This is a genomic window from Rhizobium sp. IBUN (assembly GCF_000510625.1).
Taxonomy (GTDB): Bacteria; Pseudomonadota; Alphaproteobacteria; order Rhizobiales; family Rhizobiaceae; genus Rhizobium; species Rhizobium altiplani.
The window spans coordinates 231,468-245,655 of record NZ_AZNV01000001.1; the positions used below are offsets into that span (position 1 = coordinate 231,468).

General features: G+C 60.5%; 13 protein-coding genes. 8 read left to right on the top strand and 5 right to left on the bottom strand.

What is annotated here, in order from left to right; all coding sequences use genetic code 11:
• Positions 1-89: 89 nt before the first annotated feature.
• Entirely contained in the window at positions 90-3,554 is a 3,465-nt protein-coding gene (gene pyc, locus RHIBUN_RS0101020) for a pyruvate carboxylase (protein ID WP_025658054.1), read from the top strand.
• Positions 3,555-3,720: 166 nt separating this feature from the next.
• Here pyc and RHIBUN_RS0101025 read toward each other — a convergent pair whose 3' ends face one another.
• From RHIBUN_RS0101025 to RHIBUN_RS0101035, 3 genes are all read right to left on the bottom strand, one after another.
• Positions 3,721-4,482, bottom strand: coding sequence for an amino acid ABC transporter ATP-binding protein (locus RHIBUN_RS0101025; protein WP_025658055.1), 762 nt, complete (start codon positions 4,480-4,482; stop codon positions 3,721-3,723).
• Complete coding sequence (locus RHIBUN_RS0101030; RefSeq protein ID WP_025658056.1) at positions 4,479-5,159, bottom strand: amino acid ABC transporter permease; 681 nt, start codon at positions 5,157-5,159, stop codon at positions 4,479-4,481. Before RHIBUN_RS0101030 ends, RHIBUN_RS0101025 begins: the two co-directional genes overlap by 4 nt.
• Positions 5,160-5,262: 103 nt before the next feature.
• The gene (locus RHIBUN_RS0101035; protein ID WP_025658057.1) at positions 5,263-6,036 is read right to left on the bottom strand and encodes an amino acid ABC transporter substrate-binding protein; all 774 of its coding nucleotides are present in this window, start codon (positions 6,034-6,036) and stop codon (positions 5,263-5,265) included.
• A gap of 239 nt (positions 6,037-6,275) precedes the next feature.
• Here RHIBUN_RS0101035 and RHIBUN_RS0101040 point away from each other — a divergent pair, with 239 nt between their 5' ends.
• From RHIBUN_RS0101040 to ispG, 3 genes are all read left to right on the top strand, one after another.
• A complete protein-coding gene (locus RHIBUN_RS0101040; protein WP_025658058.1) occupies positions 6,276-7,058 on the top strand; it encodes a DeoR/GlpR family DNA-binding transcription regulator in 783 nt (260 codons plus the stop codon).
• Positions 7,059-7,116: 58 nt separating this feature from the next.
• Positions 7,117-8,310 carry an MFS transporter gene (locus tag RHIBUN_RS0101045; protein WP_025658059.1) on the top strand — a complete coding sequence of 398 codons (1,194 nt, stop codon included), beginning with the start codon at positions 7,117-7,119 and terminating at the stop codon, positions 8,308-8,310.
• A gap of 96 nt (positions 8,311-8,406) precedes the next feature.
• On the top strand, positions 8,407-9,657 hold the full coding sequence (ispG, locus tag RHIBUN_RS0101050) for a flavodoxin-dependent (E)-4-hydroxy-3-methylbut-2-enyl-diphosphate synthase (RefSeq protein WP_025658060.1): 1,251 nt from the start codon (positions 8,407-8,409) through the stop codon (positions 9,655-9,657).
• 18 nt (positions 9,658-9,675) lie between these two features.
• Here the strand turns inward: ispG and RHIBUN_RS0101055 are convergent, their stop codons facing one another.
• Together RHIBUN_RS0101055 and RHIBUN_RS0101060 are read right to left on the bottom strand one after the other, a co-directional pair.
• A complete protein-coding gene (locus RHIBUN_RS0101055) occupies positions 9,676-10,314 on the bottom strand; it encodes a LysE family translocator (RefSeq protein ID WP_025658061.1) in 639 nt (212 codons plus the stop codon).
• A 118-nt stretch (positions 10,315-10,432) separates the two neighbouring features.
• On the bottom strand, positions 10,433-11,347 hold the full coding sequence (locus RHIBUN_RS0101060; protein ID WP_025658062.1) for a polyprenyl synthetase family protein: 915 nt from the start codon (positions 11,345-11,347) through the stop codon (positions 10,433-10,435).
• Positions 11,348-11,481: 134 nt separating this feature from the next.
• Between RHIBUN_RS0101060 and mtgA the strand changes: the two genes are divergently transcribed.
• From mtgA to rpmF, 4 genes are all read left to right on the top strand, one after another.
• Positions 11,482-12,228 carry a monofunctional biosynthetic peptidoglycan transglycosylase gene (mtgA, locus tag RHIBUN_RS0101065; RefSeq protein ID WP_025658063.1) on the top strand — a complete coding sequence of 249 codons (747 nt, stop codon included), beginning with the start codon at positions 11,482-11,484 and terminating at the stop codon, positions 12,226-12,228.
• Positions 12,229-12,325: 97 nt separating this feature from the next.
• Complete coding sequence (locus RHIBUN_RS0101070; RefSeq protein WP_025658064.1) at positions 12,326-13,045, top strand: DUF1868 domain-containing protein; 720 nt, start codon at positions 12,326-12,328, stop codon at positions 13,043-13,045.
• Between the two features lie 11 nt (positions 13,046-13,056).
• On the top strand, positions 13,057-13,704 hold the full coding sequence (locus RHIBUN_RS0101075; RefSeq protein WP_025658065.1) for a glutathione S-transferase family protein: 648 nt from the start codon (positions 13,057-13,059) through the stop codon (positions 13,702-13,704).
• Between the two features lie 156 nt (positions 13,705-13,860).
• A complete protein-coding gene (rpmF, locus tag RHIBUN_RS0101080) occupies positions 13,861-14,046 on the top strand; it encodes a 50S ribosomal protein L32 (protein ID WP_016556742.1) in 186 nt (61 codons plus the stop codon).
• The last annotated feature ends 142 nt before the right edge of the window (positions 14,047-14,188 follow it).

The following is a 14,188-nucleotide window of genomic DNA, read 5'->3' on the forward strand; positions in this document are numbered from 1 at the left end:
TTCCGGAAATTGAACTTTCCGTGACAGCGCGTTAAGACTTCTCTTCGCGGGTGCAGCATTGCCCGTTTCGATGCCGTGAGGAGACTGCATTGCCCATATCCAAGATACTTGTTGCCAACCGTTCGGAAATTGCCATCCGCGTGTTTCGCGCGGCCAACGAGCTCGGGATAAAAACGGTCGCGATATGGGCGGAAGAAGACAAACTCGCACTGCACAGGTTCAAGGCAGACGAAAGCTATCAGGTCGGCCGCGGCCCGCATCTTGCCCGCGACCTCGGTCCGATCGAGAGCTATCTGTCGATCGATGAGGTGATCCGCGTCGCCAAGCTTTCCGGCGCCGATGCGATCCATCCCGGCTACGGCCTGCTGTCGGAAAGCCCGGAATTCGTCGATGCCTGCAACAAGGCAGGCATCATCTTCATCGGTCCGACGGCCGATACAATGCGCCAGCTCGGCAACAAAGTCGCCGCGCGCAATCTGGCAATCTCCGTCGGCGTGCCTGTCGTGCCGGCAACGGAACCGTTGCCGGATGATATGGCTGAGGTCGCCAAGATGGCGGCGGCGATCGGCTACCCCGTGATGCTGAAGGCCTCCTGGGGTGGCGGCGGACGCGGCATGCGCGTCATCCGCTCGGAAGCCGACCTTGCACGCGAGGTGACGGAGGCCAAGCGCGAAGCGATGGCGGCCTTTGGTAAGGACGAGGTTTATCTCGAAAAGCTCGTCGAGCGTGCGCGCCATGTCGAAAGCCAGATCCTTGGCGACACGCATGGCAATGTCGTTCATCTCTTCGAGCGCGACTGCTCGATCCAGCGCCGCAACCAGAAGGTCGTCGAGCGTGCGCCGGCGCCTTACCTGTCGGAAGCCCAGCGCCAGGAACTGGCGGCATACTCGCTGAAGATCGCGGGTGCCACCAACTACATCGGTGCGGGCACCGTCGAATATCTGATGGATGCCGACACCGGCAAATTCTACTTCATCGAAGTCAATCCGCGCATCCAAGTCGAGCACACGGTCACCGAAGTCGTTACAGGCATCGATATCGTCAAGGCGCAGATCCACATCCTTGATGGCTTTGCGATCGGTACACCGGAATCGGGCGTTCCCGAGCAGAAGGACATTCGCCTCAACGGCCATGCCCTGCAGTGCCGCATCACGACAGAGGATCCGGAGCACAACTTCATTCCGGATTACGGCCGCATCACCGCCTATCGTTCAGCATCCGGCTTCGGCATCCGTCTCGATGGCGGCACCTCCTATTCCGGCGCGATCATCACCCGGTACTACGATCCGCTGCTGGTCAAGGTCACTGCCTGGGCCCCTAACCCGCTGGAAGCGATCTCCCGCATGGACCGTGCATTGCGTGAGTTCCGTATCCGCGGCGTTGCGACGAACCTCACCTTCCTGGAAGCGATCATCACGCATCCGAATTTCAAGGATAACAGCTACACCACGCGCTTCATCGACTCGACGCCGGAGCTCTTCCAGCAGGTCAAGCGACAGGATCGCGCGACGAAGCTTCTGACTTACCTCGCTGATGTGACGGTCAACGGCCATCCGGAAGCCAAGGATCGACCGAAGCCGTCCGCCGATATCGCCGAGCCGATCGTCCCTTATACCAACGGTAGCGGCATCGCCGACGGCACCAAGCAGCTTCTCGACAAGCTCGGTCCGAAGAAGTTCGGCGAGTGGATGCGCAACGAAAAGCGCATCCTGATGACCGATACGACGATGCGCGACGGCCACCAGTCGCTGCTTGCGACCCGCATGCGCACCTATGACATCGCGCGGATCGCCGGCACCTATGCGCACGCTTTGCCGAACCTCCTTTCGCTCGAATGCTGGGGCGGCGCGACGTTTGACGTTTCGATGCGCTTCCTGACGGAAGATCCGTGGGAGCGTCTGTCGCTCGTGCGCGAATCCGCGCCTAACCTGCTTTTGCAGATGCTGCTGCGCGGAGCAAACGGCGTCGGCTACAAGAATTACCCTGACAACGTCGTCAAATACTTCGTCCGGCAGGCTGCTGCCGGCGGCATCGATCTCTTCCGCGTCTTCGACTGCCTGAACTGGGTCGAGAACATGCGCGTATCGATGGATGCGGTGGCCGAGGAGAACAAGCTCTGCGAAGCGGCAATCTGCTACACCGGCGATATCCTGAATTCGGCGCGCCCGAAGTACGATCTCAGGTACTATACGGACCTTGCCGTTGAGCTCGAAAGAGCCGGCGCGCATATCATCGCGCTGAAGGATATGGCGGGCCTGCTGAAGCCGGCTGCCGCCAAGGTGCTGTTCAAGGCGCTGCGCGACGCCACCAGCCTGCCGATCCACTTCCACACGCACGACACCTCGGGCATTGCAGCGGCGACGGTTCTCGCGGCGGTCGATGCCGGCGTCGACGCGGTCGATGCGGCGATGGACGCGTTGTCCGGCAATACCTCGCAACCCTGCCTTGGCTCGATCGTTGAAGCGCTGCGCGGCTCCGAACGCGATCCCGGTCTCGATCCGGAATGGATCCGCCGTATCTCCTTCTATTGGGAAGCGGTGCGCCATCAGTACGCGGCCTTCGAAAGCGACCTCAAGGGACCGGCCTCCGAAGTCTATCTGCACGAAATGCCGGGCGGCCAGTTCACCAACCTCAAGGAACAGGCCCGTTCGCTCGGTCTCGAGACGCGCTGGCACGAAGTGGCGCAGGCCTATGCCGACGCCAACCAGATGTTCGGCGATATCGTCAAGGTGACGCCGTCCTCGAAGGTCGTCGGCGACATGGCGCTGATGATGGTCAGCCAAGACCTGACGGTTGCCGATGTCGTCAGCGCCGACAAGGAAGTCTCCTTCCCGGAATCTGTTGTCTCGATGCTGAAGGGCGATCTCGGTCAGCCTCCATCAGGCTGGCCGGAGGCGCTGCAGAAGAAGGCACTGAAGGGCGATGCGCCCTATACGGTGCGTCCGGGTTCGCTGCTTGCCGACGCTGACCTCGATGCCGAGCGCAAAGCGATCGAGACCAAGCTGGAGCGCGAGGTCAATGACTTCGAATTCGCCTCCTACCTGATGTATCCGAAAGTCTTCACCGACTTTGCGCTGGCCTCCGACACCTACGGCCCGGTCTCCGTCCTGCCGACGCCGGCCTATTTCTACGGCCTTGCCGACGGCGAGGAACTGTTTGCCGATATCGAAAAGGGCAAGACGCTCGTCGTCGTCAACCAGGCGATGAGCCAGACCGACGAGCAAGGCATGGTGACTGTCTTCTTCGAACTCAACGGCCAGCCGCGCCGCATCAAGGTGCCGGATCGCGCGCATGGTGCGACCGGTGCCGCCGCCCGCCGCAAGGCGGAACCGGGCAATGCCGCGCATGTCGGTGCGCCGATGCCAGGCGTCATCTCGCGCGTCTTTGTCTCGCCCGGCCAGGCGGTCAATGCCGGTGACGTGCTTGTTTCTATCGAGGCTATGAAGATGGAAACGGCGATCCACGCCGAAAAGGACGGTGCGATCGCGGAAGTGCTTGTCAAAGCCGGCGACCAGATCGACGCCAAGGATCTGTTGGTCAGCTACGCGGGCTGACGAAGATGCGAAGGACAAAAAGAGGGTGGCCTTCGGGCCGCCCTTCTGCTTTTTATGCGCGAATTGATATGAGCAAGCTCAAGATTGTCGTCGAAAGACGTGAGGAACCAGCTCGACCGGCTTGCTTGTGGGGGAACGCGCTGCGCGCTGTCGCTCCACGCGCCCCTTAAATATCGTAGGTATGGGCGGCGTTGATCGTCGAGATGAAGCGTTTGGTGCGCTCTCGCTCCGGCGCCGTGAAGATGTTCCTTGCGCTTCCCGTCTCGACCACACTGCCGGCCTCGAGGAAGACAACGTCGTTGGCGATCTTCGAGGCAAGGCGCAGGTCATGCGTCGCCATTACCATCGTCGTGCCCTCGCGGGCGAGACGGCCGAGAACATCGACGACTTCGGCGGAAAGCTCGGGGTCGAGCGCCGATGTCGGTTCATCGCAGAGAAGAACTCGCGGAGAGGGAGCGAGCGCGCGGGCGATTGCGACGCGCTGCTGCTGTCCACCCGAGAGCGTCGAAGGCCAGGCGTCGGCCTTGTGCGCCATGTTGACCTTTGTCAGCAATTCCATCGCCCGTTCACGCGCCTTTTCCTTCGGCCACTTGAGCACGGTGATGAGGCCCTCCATTACATTCTCGATGGCCGTCTGATGCGGAAAGAGCTGGAAGTTCTGGAATACCATTCCGGTCTGCCGGCGGATCTTCTGGATCGCCTGCCAGCCGGTCTTCTGGCCTGGCGTAAAGCTTATTTTCTCGTCGCCGAGGCGGATCGTACCTGCTGTCGGGATCTCCAGCAGGTTGATGCATCGCAGCAGCGTGCTCTTGCCTCCGCCCGAGGGGCCGACGAGTGCGGTGACGCTGCCTTCCGGAATCCGGATGCTGATGTCTTTCAGGATGACGGCGTCGCCGAAGCGCTTTTCGATATGGGAAAGCTCGATCATGCGTTTGCCTCCAGCATGCCGCCATAGCGCGCGAAGCGACGCTCGAGGCGAACCTGCAACGCTGATAGGACGGAGCTCAAAGCAAGGTATATCAATGCGGCCTGGATGTAGAGGATGAGCGGCTCGTAAGTGGTCGCGACGATGCGCTGCGCAGCCTGGAACAGCTCCGGGACCGTAATGGCGGCCGCCAGCGACGTGTCCTTCACCAGCGAGATGAACGTATTGGAGAGCGGCGGTACAGCAACGCGCCCGGCCTGGGGCAGGATCGTGCGGCTCATCGCCTGGCGCCAGCTCATGCCGATCGAATAGGCCGCTTCCCACTGCCCCTTCGGCACGGAGGAGATAACGGCGCGGATGATTTCGGAGCTATAGGCGCCGATGTTGAGGGTGAAGCCGATCAGTGCTGCCGGAAAGGCGTCGAGCAGGATGCCGATGCTCGGCAGGCCGTAAAAGATAACGAAGAGTTGCACCAGCAGCGGTGTGCCCCTGATGGCCCAGACATAGAAGCGCGCGATGGCGGCGATCGGCGCCGGCGCGAAAAGCCGTGCGATTGCCGTCAGCAGTCCAAGGATGAGACCGAGTGTGAATGACAGGAGCGTCAGCGGGATCGTGAAGATCAGGCCGGCCCAGAGGAGCGGACCAAGCGACTCCGCCATCAGTTGAAGCCAGTGCGGCAAGGTTCAATCCTCAAAGAAGATGCGTCCAGCGAGGTTTCGCTGAACGCTTTCTCGGGAACATATAAAGGATGTGGCGGCGGCAGCAAGCCGCCTGCGTTACGAGTTACTTCGAAACGTCCTGACCGAAGTACTTGTCGGAGATCTTCTTGTAGGTGCCGTCGGCCTTGATGTCGGCCAGTGCCTTGTTGATGGCTTCCAGTAGCTCCGGCTCACCCTTGCGGATGATGATGCCGGAAAAATCGGCATTTTCCTGCTGGGCGACGATCCTCACCGGAGCGTCAGGCTTGTGCTTCTTGAAGTCGAGGAAGGAGAGGCTGTCGTTGATCGTCGCGTCTGCACGCTTGGTCAATACGAGCTGGATCGACTGGTCGAAACCATCGGTACCGACGAGTTCTGCGCCGGACTGTTCGGCAAGCTTGCCGAAGTTACTGGTCAGCGACTGAGCCGACTTCTTGCCCTTCAGGTCCGCAAAGCCCTTGATGCTGTCGTCGCCGTCGCGAATGATGAGAACGGCCTTGGATGCGATGTAGGGCTCGGAGAAATCGTACTTCTGCTTGCGGGCTTCGGTGATACCGACCTGGTTGATGACCGTGTCGTAGCGCTTGGCATCAAGACCGGCGATCAGGCCGTCCCATTTGCCTTCGACGAATTCGGCCTTGACGCCGAGCTTGGCAGCAACCGCCTCGCCGATCTCCACGTCGAAGCCGACCAGCTTGCCGCTATCGTCATGATAGGTGAACGGGGCGTAAGTACCCTCCGTGCCGATCTTGAAGACACCCGCAGACTTGATGGCAGCGAGGTTTTCGCCGGCAACGGCGGGAAGAAGGGCGGCGGCCTGGATCAGTGCTGCAGCGGCGATAGTCTTCAGGAGGTTCATCTTTTTATCCAATTCACAGGGTGTTTGATGCACGAAAAATCGCAGAAAAGCTGATCGCTGCGAAGCGTAGAAAACTGCGAAGAAAATCGGCATCTGCGAATATTTTTCTCATTTATCACAGATTTGGCGCGCCCCGTTTCAGTTTGTGAAGATCGAGATAGCGCACCACACTTGCGTGCACGTTTGTATCCGTTTATGCATGTTTTTATCAGTTTTTGATCAACCAGGCTGAAGTCGGCATGAATGCGAACGAACTTCTCCTGCAGGAGCGCCAAAGCGTCATCCTGCGGAAGCTGCACAGTGATGGTCGGGTGCTAGCAGCAGACCTTGCAGTTGAATTCCGTGTATCCGAAGACACGGTCCGCAGGGACCTGCGCGAGATGGCAGCTGCCGGCCTGTGCGAGCGCGTCTATGGTGGCGCGTTGCCGGTTGCGCCCGCCGGCGGGAGCCTTGGCCACCGGGCAGGGATCGCGCGGGATCGCAAGCAGGCGCTCGCCGTCGCCGCTGTGTCGCAGATCGTTCCCGGCTCGACCGTGTTTTTCGATGCGGGCAGCACCAACCTCGCAATTGCGACGGCCCTGCCAATGGATTTGACCCTGACGGCAGCGACCAACGCGCCAGCGATCGCCGCCGCCCTGATCGAGAAGCCGGCGGTTAACGTGATCCTGATCGGCGGGCTTATCGACCGGCAGGTCAGCGGTGCGCTCGGCGCAAAGGCCATGCGCGACATGGAATCCCTGTCACCCGATCTTTGCATCCTCGGTGCTTGCGGGATAGATCTGACTGCTGGCGTGACGGCCTTCGGCTTCGAAGATGCTGAATTCAAGCGTTTTGCAGCATCGCGAAGCAAGAAGGTTCTGGTCGCCGCGACGTCCGACAAGTTCGGCACTGCCGCGCCACATAGCGTGCTTCCTGTGGCGCAGTGCGAGTGCCTGGTGGTCGAGCAGGACGCCGACCCAGCCATGCTGGCGCGCTATCGCGACAGCGGCTGCAGGACGATCGTGGCTGGCGGAACGACGTAACTATCATTCAAGAAACGCGTCGGGCGAGTGCCGACGTCGAGACACTGTGGGAAGAGACATGGATAACCACGTTAACACAGCGCCGATGGTCAGAAGCGGCTACGTAACGAAGAACAGGATAGCGGTTTCGCTGCTGTTTCTCGTCAATGGCTTCATCGTTGGCTGCTGGGCGCCGAAAATTCCCGAATTCGCAGAGCGCCTGCAGCTGAGCAAGTTTCAGTTGGGTCTGATGATCCTGGTTCTTGGTGTCGGTTCGCTTACCCTGATGCCAATCGCGGGGGCGCAAATCGCGCGCTATGGCTCGAAACTTGTCGCGCAGATCGCTGCGGTGTGCCTTCTGCCTGCGCTGCTTGCACTGACGCTTGCGCCGAACGTTGCGACCGGGGCGATCTCGATCTTTCTGTTTGGCGGCTTCATGGGAGCCATGGACGTTGCCATGAATGCGAATGCGGTTGCGGTCGAGCAATCGATGCGGCGGTCGATCATGTCCTCGTGCCACGCCTTCTGGAGTTTGGGCGGTTTGATCGGCGCCGGCCTCGGTGGCCTGCTGATCGCCAAGGTCGGTGTGCTCTGGCATGCGCAGATTGCGACTGCGCTTGCGGCGATCGTTCTGGGCGTCGCCTGGAGGATGATCCTCGCGGACCCTCCGCATCCCGACGAGAAGAAGGAAAAGCTTCGGCTGCCACTGGTGCCGCTGCCGTGGCTGATCGGCTTGATGGCGCTGTTCTCCATGGTTCCCGAGGGCGCGGTGCTGGATTGGGGCGCGCTCTACCTGCGTGAGGAACTGGGAGCATCGGTGGCGCTTTCCGGCTTCGGCTTTGCGGCGTTTTCGCTGACGATGTCGGTCATGCGGTTTGGCGGCGATCTTGTTCGCGACCGGCTTGGCGGCGTGTTGACGCTTCGGATCTGCACGCTGTTTGCGATATCAGGCATGCTGCTCGCCGCCTTTGCGCCCAATGCGGAAATTGCGATCCTGGGCTTTGCGCTTTGCGGCATCGGGATCTCGAACATGGTTCCGATTGCGTTTTCGGCTGCCGGCAATATTCCGGGCCTGCGAGCCGGCATTGGCCTCTCTGTGGTAACCACCATGGGCTATTCCGGAATGTTGGTGGCTCCCTCCGCGATCGGCTTTGTGGCGGAGCATATCGGATTCAGTGTCGTCTTCATGGCGTTGCCGGTGTTGCTGGTCGTCGTACTGCTGTTCTCGAACCTTGCACGCTATGCCGACGGCATCTCGGGTGGCGGTCACTGAGACGGCTCCAAGCAAAAGTGATGTGCGGGGCGGTTGACAACAAAGCGGGCATGATCCACCTGAAAGACACGAATTTCAGGGGTTCAAGAACTCTATATGTCTTCTGCTGCAGATTTTGATCCGAAGCCGCGCCGCGCATCCGTTGCGGTCGATGTTGGTGGCGTCATCGTGGGTGGGGGCGCGCCTGTTGTCGTCCAGTCGATGACGAATACCGACACTGCGGATATCGACTCCACCGTTGCGCAGGTGGCGGCTCTTTTCAAAGCGGGGTCCGAGATTGTCCGCATCACCGTCGACCGCGACGAGAGCGCGGCCGCGGTTCCGAAAATTCACGAACGGCTGCTGCGCCTTGGCATGGACGTCCCGCTCGTCGGTGATTTCCACTACATCGGCCACAAGCTTCTTGCCGACCATCCGGCTTGCGCCGAGGCGCTGGCGAAATACCGTATCAATCCGGGCAACGTCGGCTTCAAGGACAAGAAGGACAAGCAGTTCGGCGACATCATCGAGATGGCGATCCGCTACGACAAGCCGGTGCGCATCGGTGTGAATTGGGGCTCGCTGGATCAGGAATTGCTGACGGCGCTGATGGACCAGAACGCCGAGGCTGGGTCACCGCTCTCGGCGCGCCAAGTGACGCGTGAGGCGATCGTGCAGTCCGCCTTGATCTCGGCCAATCTGGCCGAAGAGATCGGTCTGCCGCGCAACCGGATCATTCTGTCGGCCAAGGTCAGCCAGGTCCAGGATCTGATCGCCGTCTATTCGATGCTCTCCGAACGCTCCGACCATGCCTTGCATCTCGGCCTTACCGAAGCCGGCATGGGCAGCAAGGGGATCGTCGCTTCATCGGCTGCCATGGGCTATGTGCTGCAGCAGGGGATCGGCGATACGATCCGCGTGTCGCTGACGCCGGAGCCGAATGGCGACCGGACGCGCGAAGTGCAGGTTGCCCAGGAGCTGCTGCAGGTGATGGGCTTCCGCCAGTTCGTGCCTGTCGTTGCGGCTTGTCCCGGCTGCGGGCGCACGACCTCGACCGTATTCCAGGAACTGGCGCAGAACATCCAGAACGACCTTCGCAAGAACATGCCGGTCTGGCGCGAGAAATATCCGGGTGTCGAAGCGCTGAACGTTGCGGTCATGGGCTGCATCGTCAACGGACCAGGTGAAAGCAAGCACGCCGACATCGGCATCTCCCTGCCCGGCACCGGCGAAACGCCGGCGGCGCCCGTGTTCATCGACGGCAAGAAGGCGTTGACCCTGCGCGGACCGAACATCGCTTCTGACTTTGAGGCGCTCGTTGTCGACTACATCGAAAAGCGCTTCGGGCAGAAGACGGCCGCCGAATAAAGCGGCAATCGAAAACGCTCAGATTCGGCTGGTCAGCAGCTTCAGCCCCGCAACACAGTAGAAGGCGGCCATAGCGCCTTCGATCCAGCGGCGTATGTTGCGGTAAATCTTCAACGCATGTGGTGTCGAGAACAACACTGCGTATCCCATGAAGACGGTAAAGCCTGTCACCATGCACACTCCGATGATCAGGCCGGCGACGGGTGCCGGCGCGCCCTGCGGCATGCCGAGCGCGATGATCGCCAGCCATGCGAAGATGGCCTTCGGATTGGTGATGTGGATACCATAGCCGCGCAGCAACAGGGCCCGCGTCGAAAGGTTCTTCTGCACGACAGCTGTCGGCAGGTCATTGTTGGCGCGTACGGCCTTGAAGGCCTTGTAGGCGAGATAAAGCAGATAGAGGCCGCCGAAGACCTTCAGGATCTCAAGCGCGATGGCGTAGGTCTGGAGGATGGTCGCAAGACCGAGAGCGGCGGCGCATGCCCAGGTGAACGAACCCGCGAAGATGCCAAGCGCGATGGTCATGCCTGCCTTCCGGCCATGCGTCATCGACGTCGACACGATGGCCATGATTGCCGGGCCAGGGCTGATGACGGCGATCAGATAGGCGACGTAGGCCGGCAGGATCTGCGGCAGGTAGGTCAGGATCTCATGCATCTTGCGTCTCTTGTTCGGCCACTCGGCTATTGCCGGTTTTTTTTTGGCCCGGCTCCAAGCGAACGACAAGGGACTGCATCTCGTCAGGTGGCGGAAATATTGTCTCGGTGACGCTTTTTCAGCTCTTGCGTCCGGCAATGAAGCGAGCTGCGTCAGTCAGAACTGTGCCGCGCCCGGCATAGGGAGACAGCAGTGCTTCGGCCTCGCGCACATGCTCGGCAAGCTTGGCTTCCGCCCATGCCATGCCGTGCAGTGCCACCAATGTGCCCTTGCTGCGACCGGCGTCCTTACCCGTCGCCTTGCCCATTGTGGCTGCATCGGAGGTGAGATCGAGAATGTCGTCCGCGAGCTGGAAGGCGAGGCCGATCCTCTCGCCGAACTGACGCAGTCGTTTACGATCCTCTGGCGAAGCGCCGGCAATGATGGCGCCGGCTTCGCAGGCAAAGCGGATGAGCGCGCCTGTTTTCATGGCCTGCAGCGTCACGATGCCTTGTTCGTCCGGCGCTTGCTTCTCGGCGGCAAGGTCGAGTGCCTGACCGCCTGCCATGCCTCCGATGCCTGCGGCTCGCGCCAGCGCGAGCGTCAACACCACTTTGGCGGCATCAGGCAATTTCGTTTCGGGCGCAGCGATGATGTCAAAGGCATAGGTGAGCAGACTATCGCCAGTGAGGATGGCGGTCGCCTCATCGTAGGCGATGTGCACGGTCGGTTTGCCTCGACGCAGGTCGTCGTCGTCCATTGCCGGCAGATCGTCGTGAACCAGCGAATAACAGTGCACGCATTCGAGTGCCGCGCCCACACGCAGCGCCGCGTCTCTGTCCCCGCCGAGCAGCGATGCCGCCTCGATGACCAGGAAAGGGCGGAGCCGCTTGCCGCCGTTCAGGCTGGCATAGTGCATGGCTGAACGCAGCCGTTCCGGACGGACGATCTCGCCGTTCAATACGGATGATGACAGCAGAGTGTCGAGCACAGCTTCGACCTCGCGCGCGGTGGCCGTCAATCTGGCTTCGAATGTTTCAGAGCTTGCGTCCATGGCGCGCTGTTTGGCATGAGCTGCCTTCCCTCTGCAACGGAATTGTCGATCATCCGGCGAAGATTTCCTTTGTCTCTGGCAATGCCAGTTCGCAAACGGTATGGAGGAAAAGGGCAAGAGACTGGGTCGGGGAATTGGACATCACGCCGGAGAGAGAGGAAAGCATGACCGTGCCGTTTCACAGGCACGCGTTGTTTTGGCTCAAGGGCCGGCCCGTGATCATGCGCATCGCTCTCGCACTGGCGGCGCTCGTCATTCTTCCCTATGTCCTGATTGTCCTCTATCTGCTGCCTTTCGTTCACCCCGTTTCCACGCTCATGCTTCGCGATCTGGTGCTGCTGCGCGGCTACGACCGGCAATGGGTATCGCTCGACGATATCTCGCCGGTTCTCGTCCAGTCGGTGATGATGTCCGAGGATGGACAATATTGCTTCCACGGCGGTGTCGATTGGGGCGAGATGCGGATGTTGTTGGAGGATACGCTGAGCGGCCAGGCGACCCGTGGCGGCAGTACGATCCCGATGCAGACGGTGAAGAACCTGTTCCTGTGGAATAGCCGGTCCTTCGTTCGCAAGGCGATGGAGCTGCCGTTGGCTGTGACCGCAGATTTCGTCTGGTCGAAGCGGCGCCTGATGGAGATCTATCTCAACATTGCCGAATGGGGGCCGGGGATATACGGCATCGAGGCCGCGGCACGTCACCATTTCAACGTGCCGGCATCGAAATTGACCAGTCGGCAGGCCGCTCTTCTTGCCGTGTCGCTTCCCAACCCCTTCGATCGCAACGCCGGCAAGCCCGGGCGTGGCTTGCGACGGCTCGCCGGCCTGATCGAGCGGCGCGCGCGAGGGTCGGGCGATTACATCAGATGCATTTATGATTGATATCGCAATAAGTCGTTGGTGCTCATGAGTGTCATCTGGCATTCGTGCTTTAAAATTATGGACGGAAATCCCGCCATCAACGACCGGATTACCAGCGATGATTTCTGCCCTTTCGCCCAGCCTTCTGACCTATTCCGCCATTCATAATCCTGTCCCGCCGAGGCATCTCGGGACCCGCTACGACGCAACTGGGACGTTTCTGCGCGAGCCCGGCAATACGGTCGTCTGTCATCTGGTCGAGGGATCGCGCTCGCAGCAGGCGATCGTTGAAGCGCGTGAGACGTTTCTGGCGATGCCGGAAGCTTCGCAGTTCGCCTTCACGCCGATCTCCAGCCTGCACATGACCCTGTTTCAGGGTATTATCGAGTATCGCCGCACGCCGCCTTATTGGCCGGCGGATGTGGCGTTTGACACTGGGATCGAGCGCATGAATGAGATCTTTCTGGATCGGTTGCAATTCTTCGAGCCACTGGGCCCGTTTGAGGTTGAGGTCACGGAGGTCACGCCGGTCGGACTTGCGGTGGACGGCATTACCGCAGCGGACCGGCGGATCATGAAGGAATGGCGTGATGCGTTCGCCCCTGTGTTCGGTTACCGGCACCCGGATCATGACACCTATGCATTCCACGTCACATTCTGCTATCCGATCGTGAGGCTGCCGGAAGCGGCGCTCCCGGCATGGCAGCCTATGCTCGATAGCGTGCTTGCCACACTGCGCGAAACCGCTCCGGTGATAGAATTGAAGCCTCCGGCCTTCTGCTCTTTCGACGATATGAACCATTTCGAGGAGCGGCTTGTGTTCGCGCCTGCAGCGTAAAGGGAGATTTCATGGACAAGCTCACGCTCTACATCGGCAACAAGAACTATTCGTCCTGGTCGCTTCGGCCATGGATCGCCATGACGGCCGCCGGCATTCCCTTCGAGGAGGTGCTGGTTCCCTTCGATTTTCCCGCCGGCAATCCGCGCTTCAGGGAGTTCTCGCCAACGGGGCAGGTCCCTGTGCTTCAGCACGGCGATGTTCGTGTCTGGCAGTCACTGGCGATCATCGAATATGTTGCCGAACTCTTCCCGGAAGCCGGGATATGGCCAAAGGAGCGTGGGAAGCGAGCGGTCGCGCGCGCTGTTTCCATGGAAATGCTTGCGGGTTTCAGAGCCCTGCGGAGCGCTTGCCCGATGAATATCCGGCGGCCGAAGGGTAAGATCGCGCTTGCTGACGGGGTCATGGCCGATGTCGCCCGCATCGAGACGATCTGGCGCGACCTGCGCGCCCACTCCGGCGGGCCGTTCCTTTCAGGCGGTTTTTCAGGCGCCGACGCGATGTTCGCGCCGGTTGTCAGTCGTTTCGAGGTATACGACCTGGTATCTGCCGGCGACACGCTCAGTTATATTGCAGCCGTCAAGGCGCATCCCGCCTGGAAAAAGTGGGAAGAGGCGGCGCGAGCCGAGCCCTGGATTGTCGAGGAAGACGAGGTCTGACCCTTAAATCGCAGGAATCTCAAAAAATAAGCTTGGGGACTGGTCAAGCCCCCTCAAGGCATGTATAAGCGCGCAAAATTTCCGAAATCGCGACACGTCGTTTCGGCCGCCGGTCTGGCCGTAGGATGTGTTTGCCCGTGAAGTGGAGTAAGAGAAATGGCTGTACCGAAGAGAAAAACGAGCCCGTCCAAGCGCGGTATGCGGCGCTCTGCCGACGCGCTGAAGGCTGCGACCTACGTTGAAGACAAGAACTCCGGCGAACTGCGCCGTCCGCACCATATCGATCTGAAGACCGGTATGTATCGCGGCCGTCAGGTTCTGACGCCGAAGGAAAGCGCATAATACACTTGCGCTCCGTCTGGGTAAGACTTGCGAGGTCGGCCATGTGCCGGCCTTTTGCTTTTTCCGACGACAGATACATTCTTTGGATGGCTTGAAGTCACGCGGCGATTTACGGCACTATTCTCTCGGTGGGGGAGATATT

What these genes read in the sequence shown, in the direction of transcription:
- RHIBUN_RS0101045 (WP_025658059.1), top strand. Translation starts at nt 7,117, where the DNA reads ATGGATAACCACGTTAACACAGCGCCGATGGTCAGAAGCGGCTACGTA.
- RHIBUN_RS0101040 (WP_025658058.1), top strand. Translation starts at nt 6,276, where the DNA reads ATGAATGCGAACGAACTTCTCCTGCAGGAGCGCCAAAGCGTCATCCTG.
- RHIBUN_RS0101055 (WP_025658061.1), bottom strand. Translation starts at nt 10,314, where the DNA reads ATGCATGAGATCCTGACCTACCTGCCGCAGATCCTGCCGGCCTACGTC.
- ispG (WP_025658060.1), top strand. Translation starts at nt 8,407, where the DNA reads ATGTCTTCTGCTGCAGATTTTGATCCGAAGCCGCGCCGCGCATCCGTT.
- rpmF (WP_016556742.1), top strand. Translation starts at nt 13,861, where the DNA reads ATGGCTGTACCGAAGAGAAAAACGAGCCCGTCCAAGCGCGGTATGCGG.
- RHIBUN_RS0101025 (WP_025658055.1), bottom strand. Translation starts at nt 4,482, where the DNA reads ATGATCGAGCTTTCCCATATCGAAAAGCGCTTCGGCGACGCCGTCATC.
- RHIBUN_RS0101060 (WP_025658062.1), bottom strand. Translation starts at nt 11,347, where the DNA reads ATGGACGCAAGCTCTGAAACATTCGAAGCCAGATTGACGGCCACCGCG.
- RHIBUN_RS0101035 (WP_025658057.1), bottom strand. Translation starts at nt 6,036, where the DNA reads ATGAACCTCCTGAAGACTATCGCCGCTGCAGCACTGATCCAGGCCGCC.
- RHIBUN_RS0101075 (WP_025658065.1), top strand. Translation starts at nt 13,057, where the DNA reads ATGGACAAGCTCACGCTCTACATCGGCAACAAGAACTATTCGTCCTGG.
- RHIBUN_RS0101070 (WP_025658064.1), top strand. Translation starts at nt 12,326, where the DNA reads ATGATTTCTGCCCTTTCGCCCAGCCTTCTGACCTATTCCGCCATTCAT.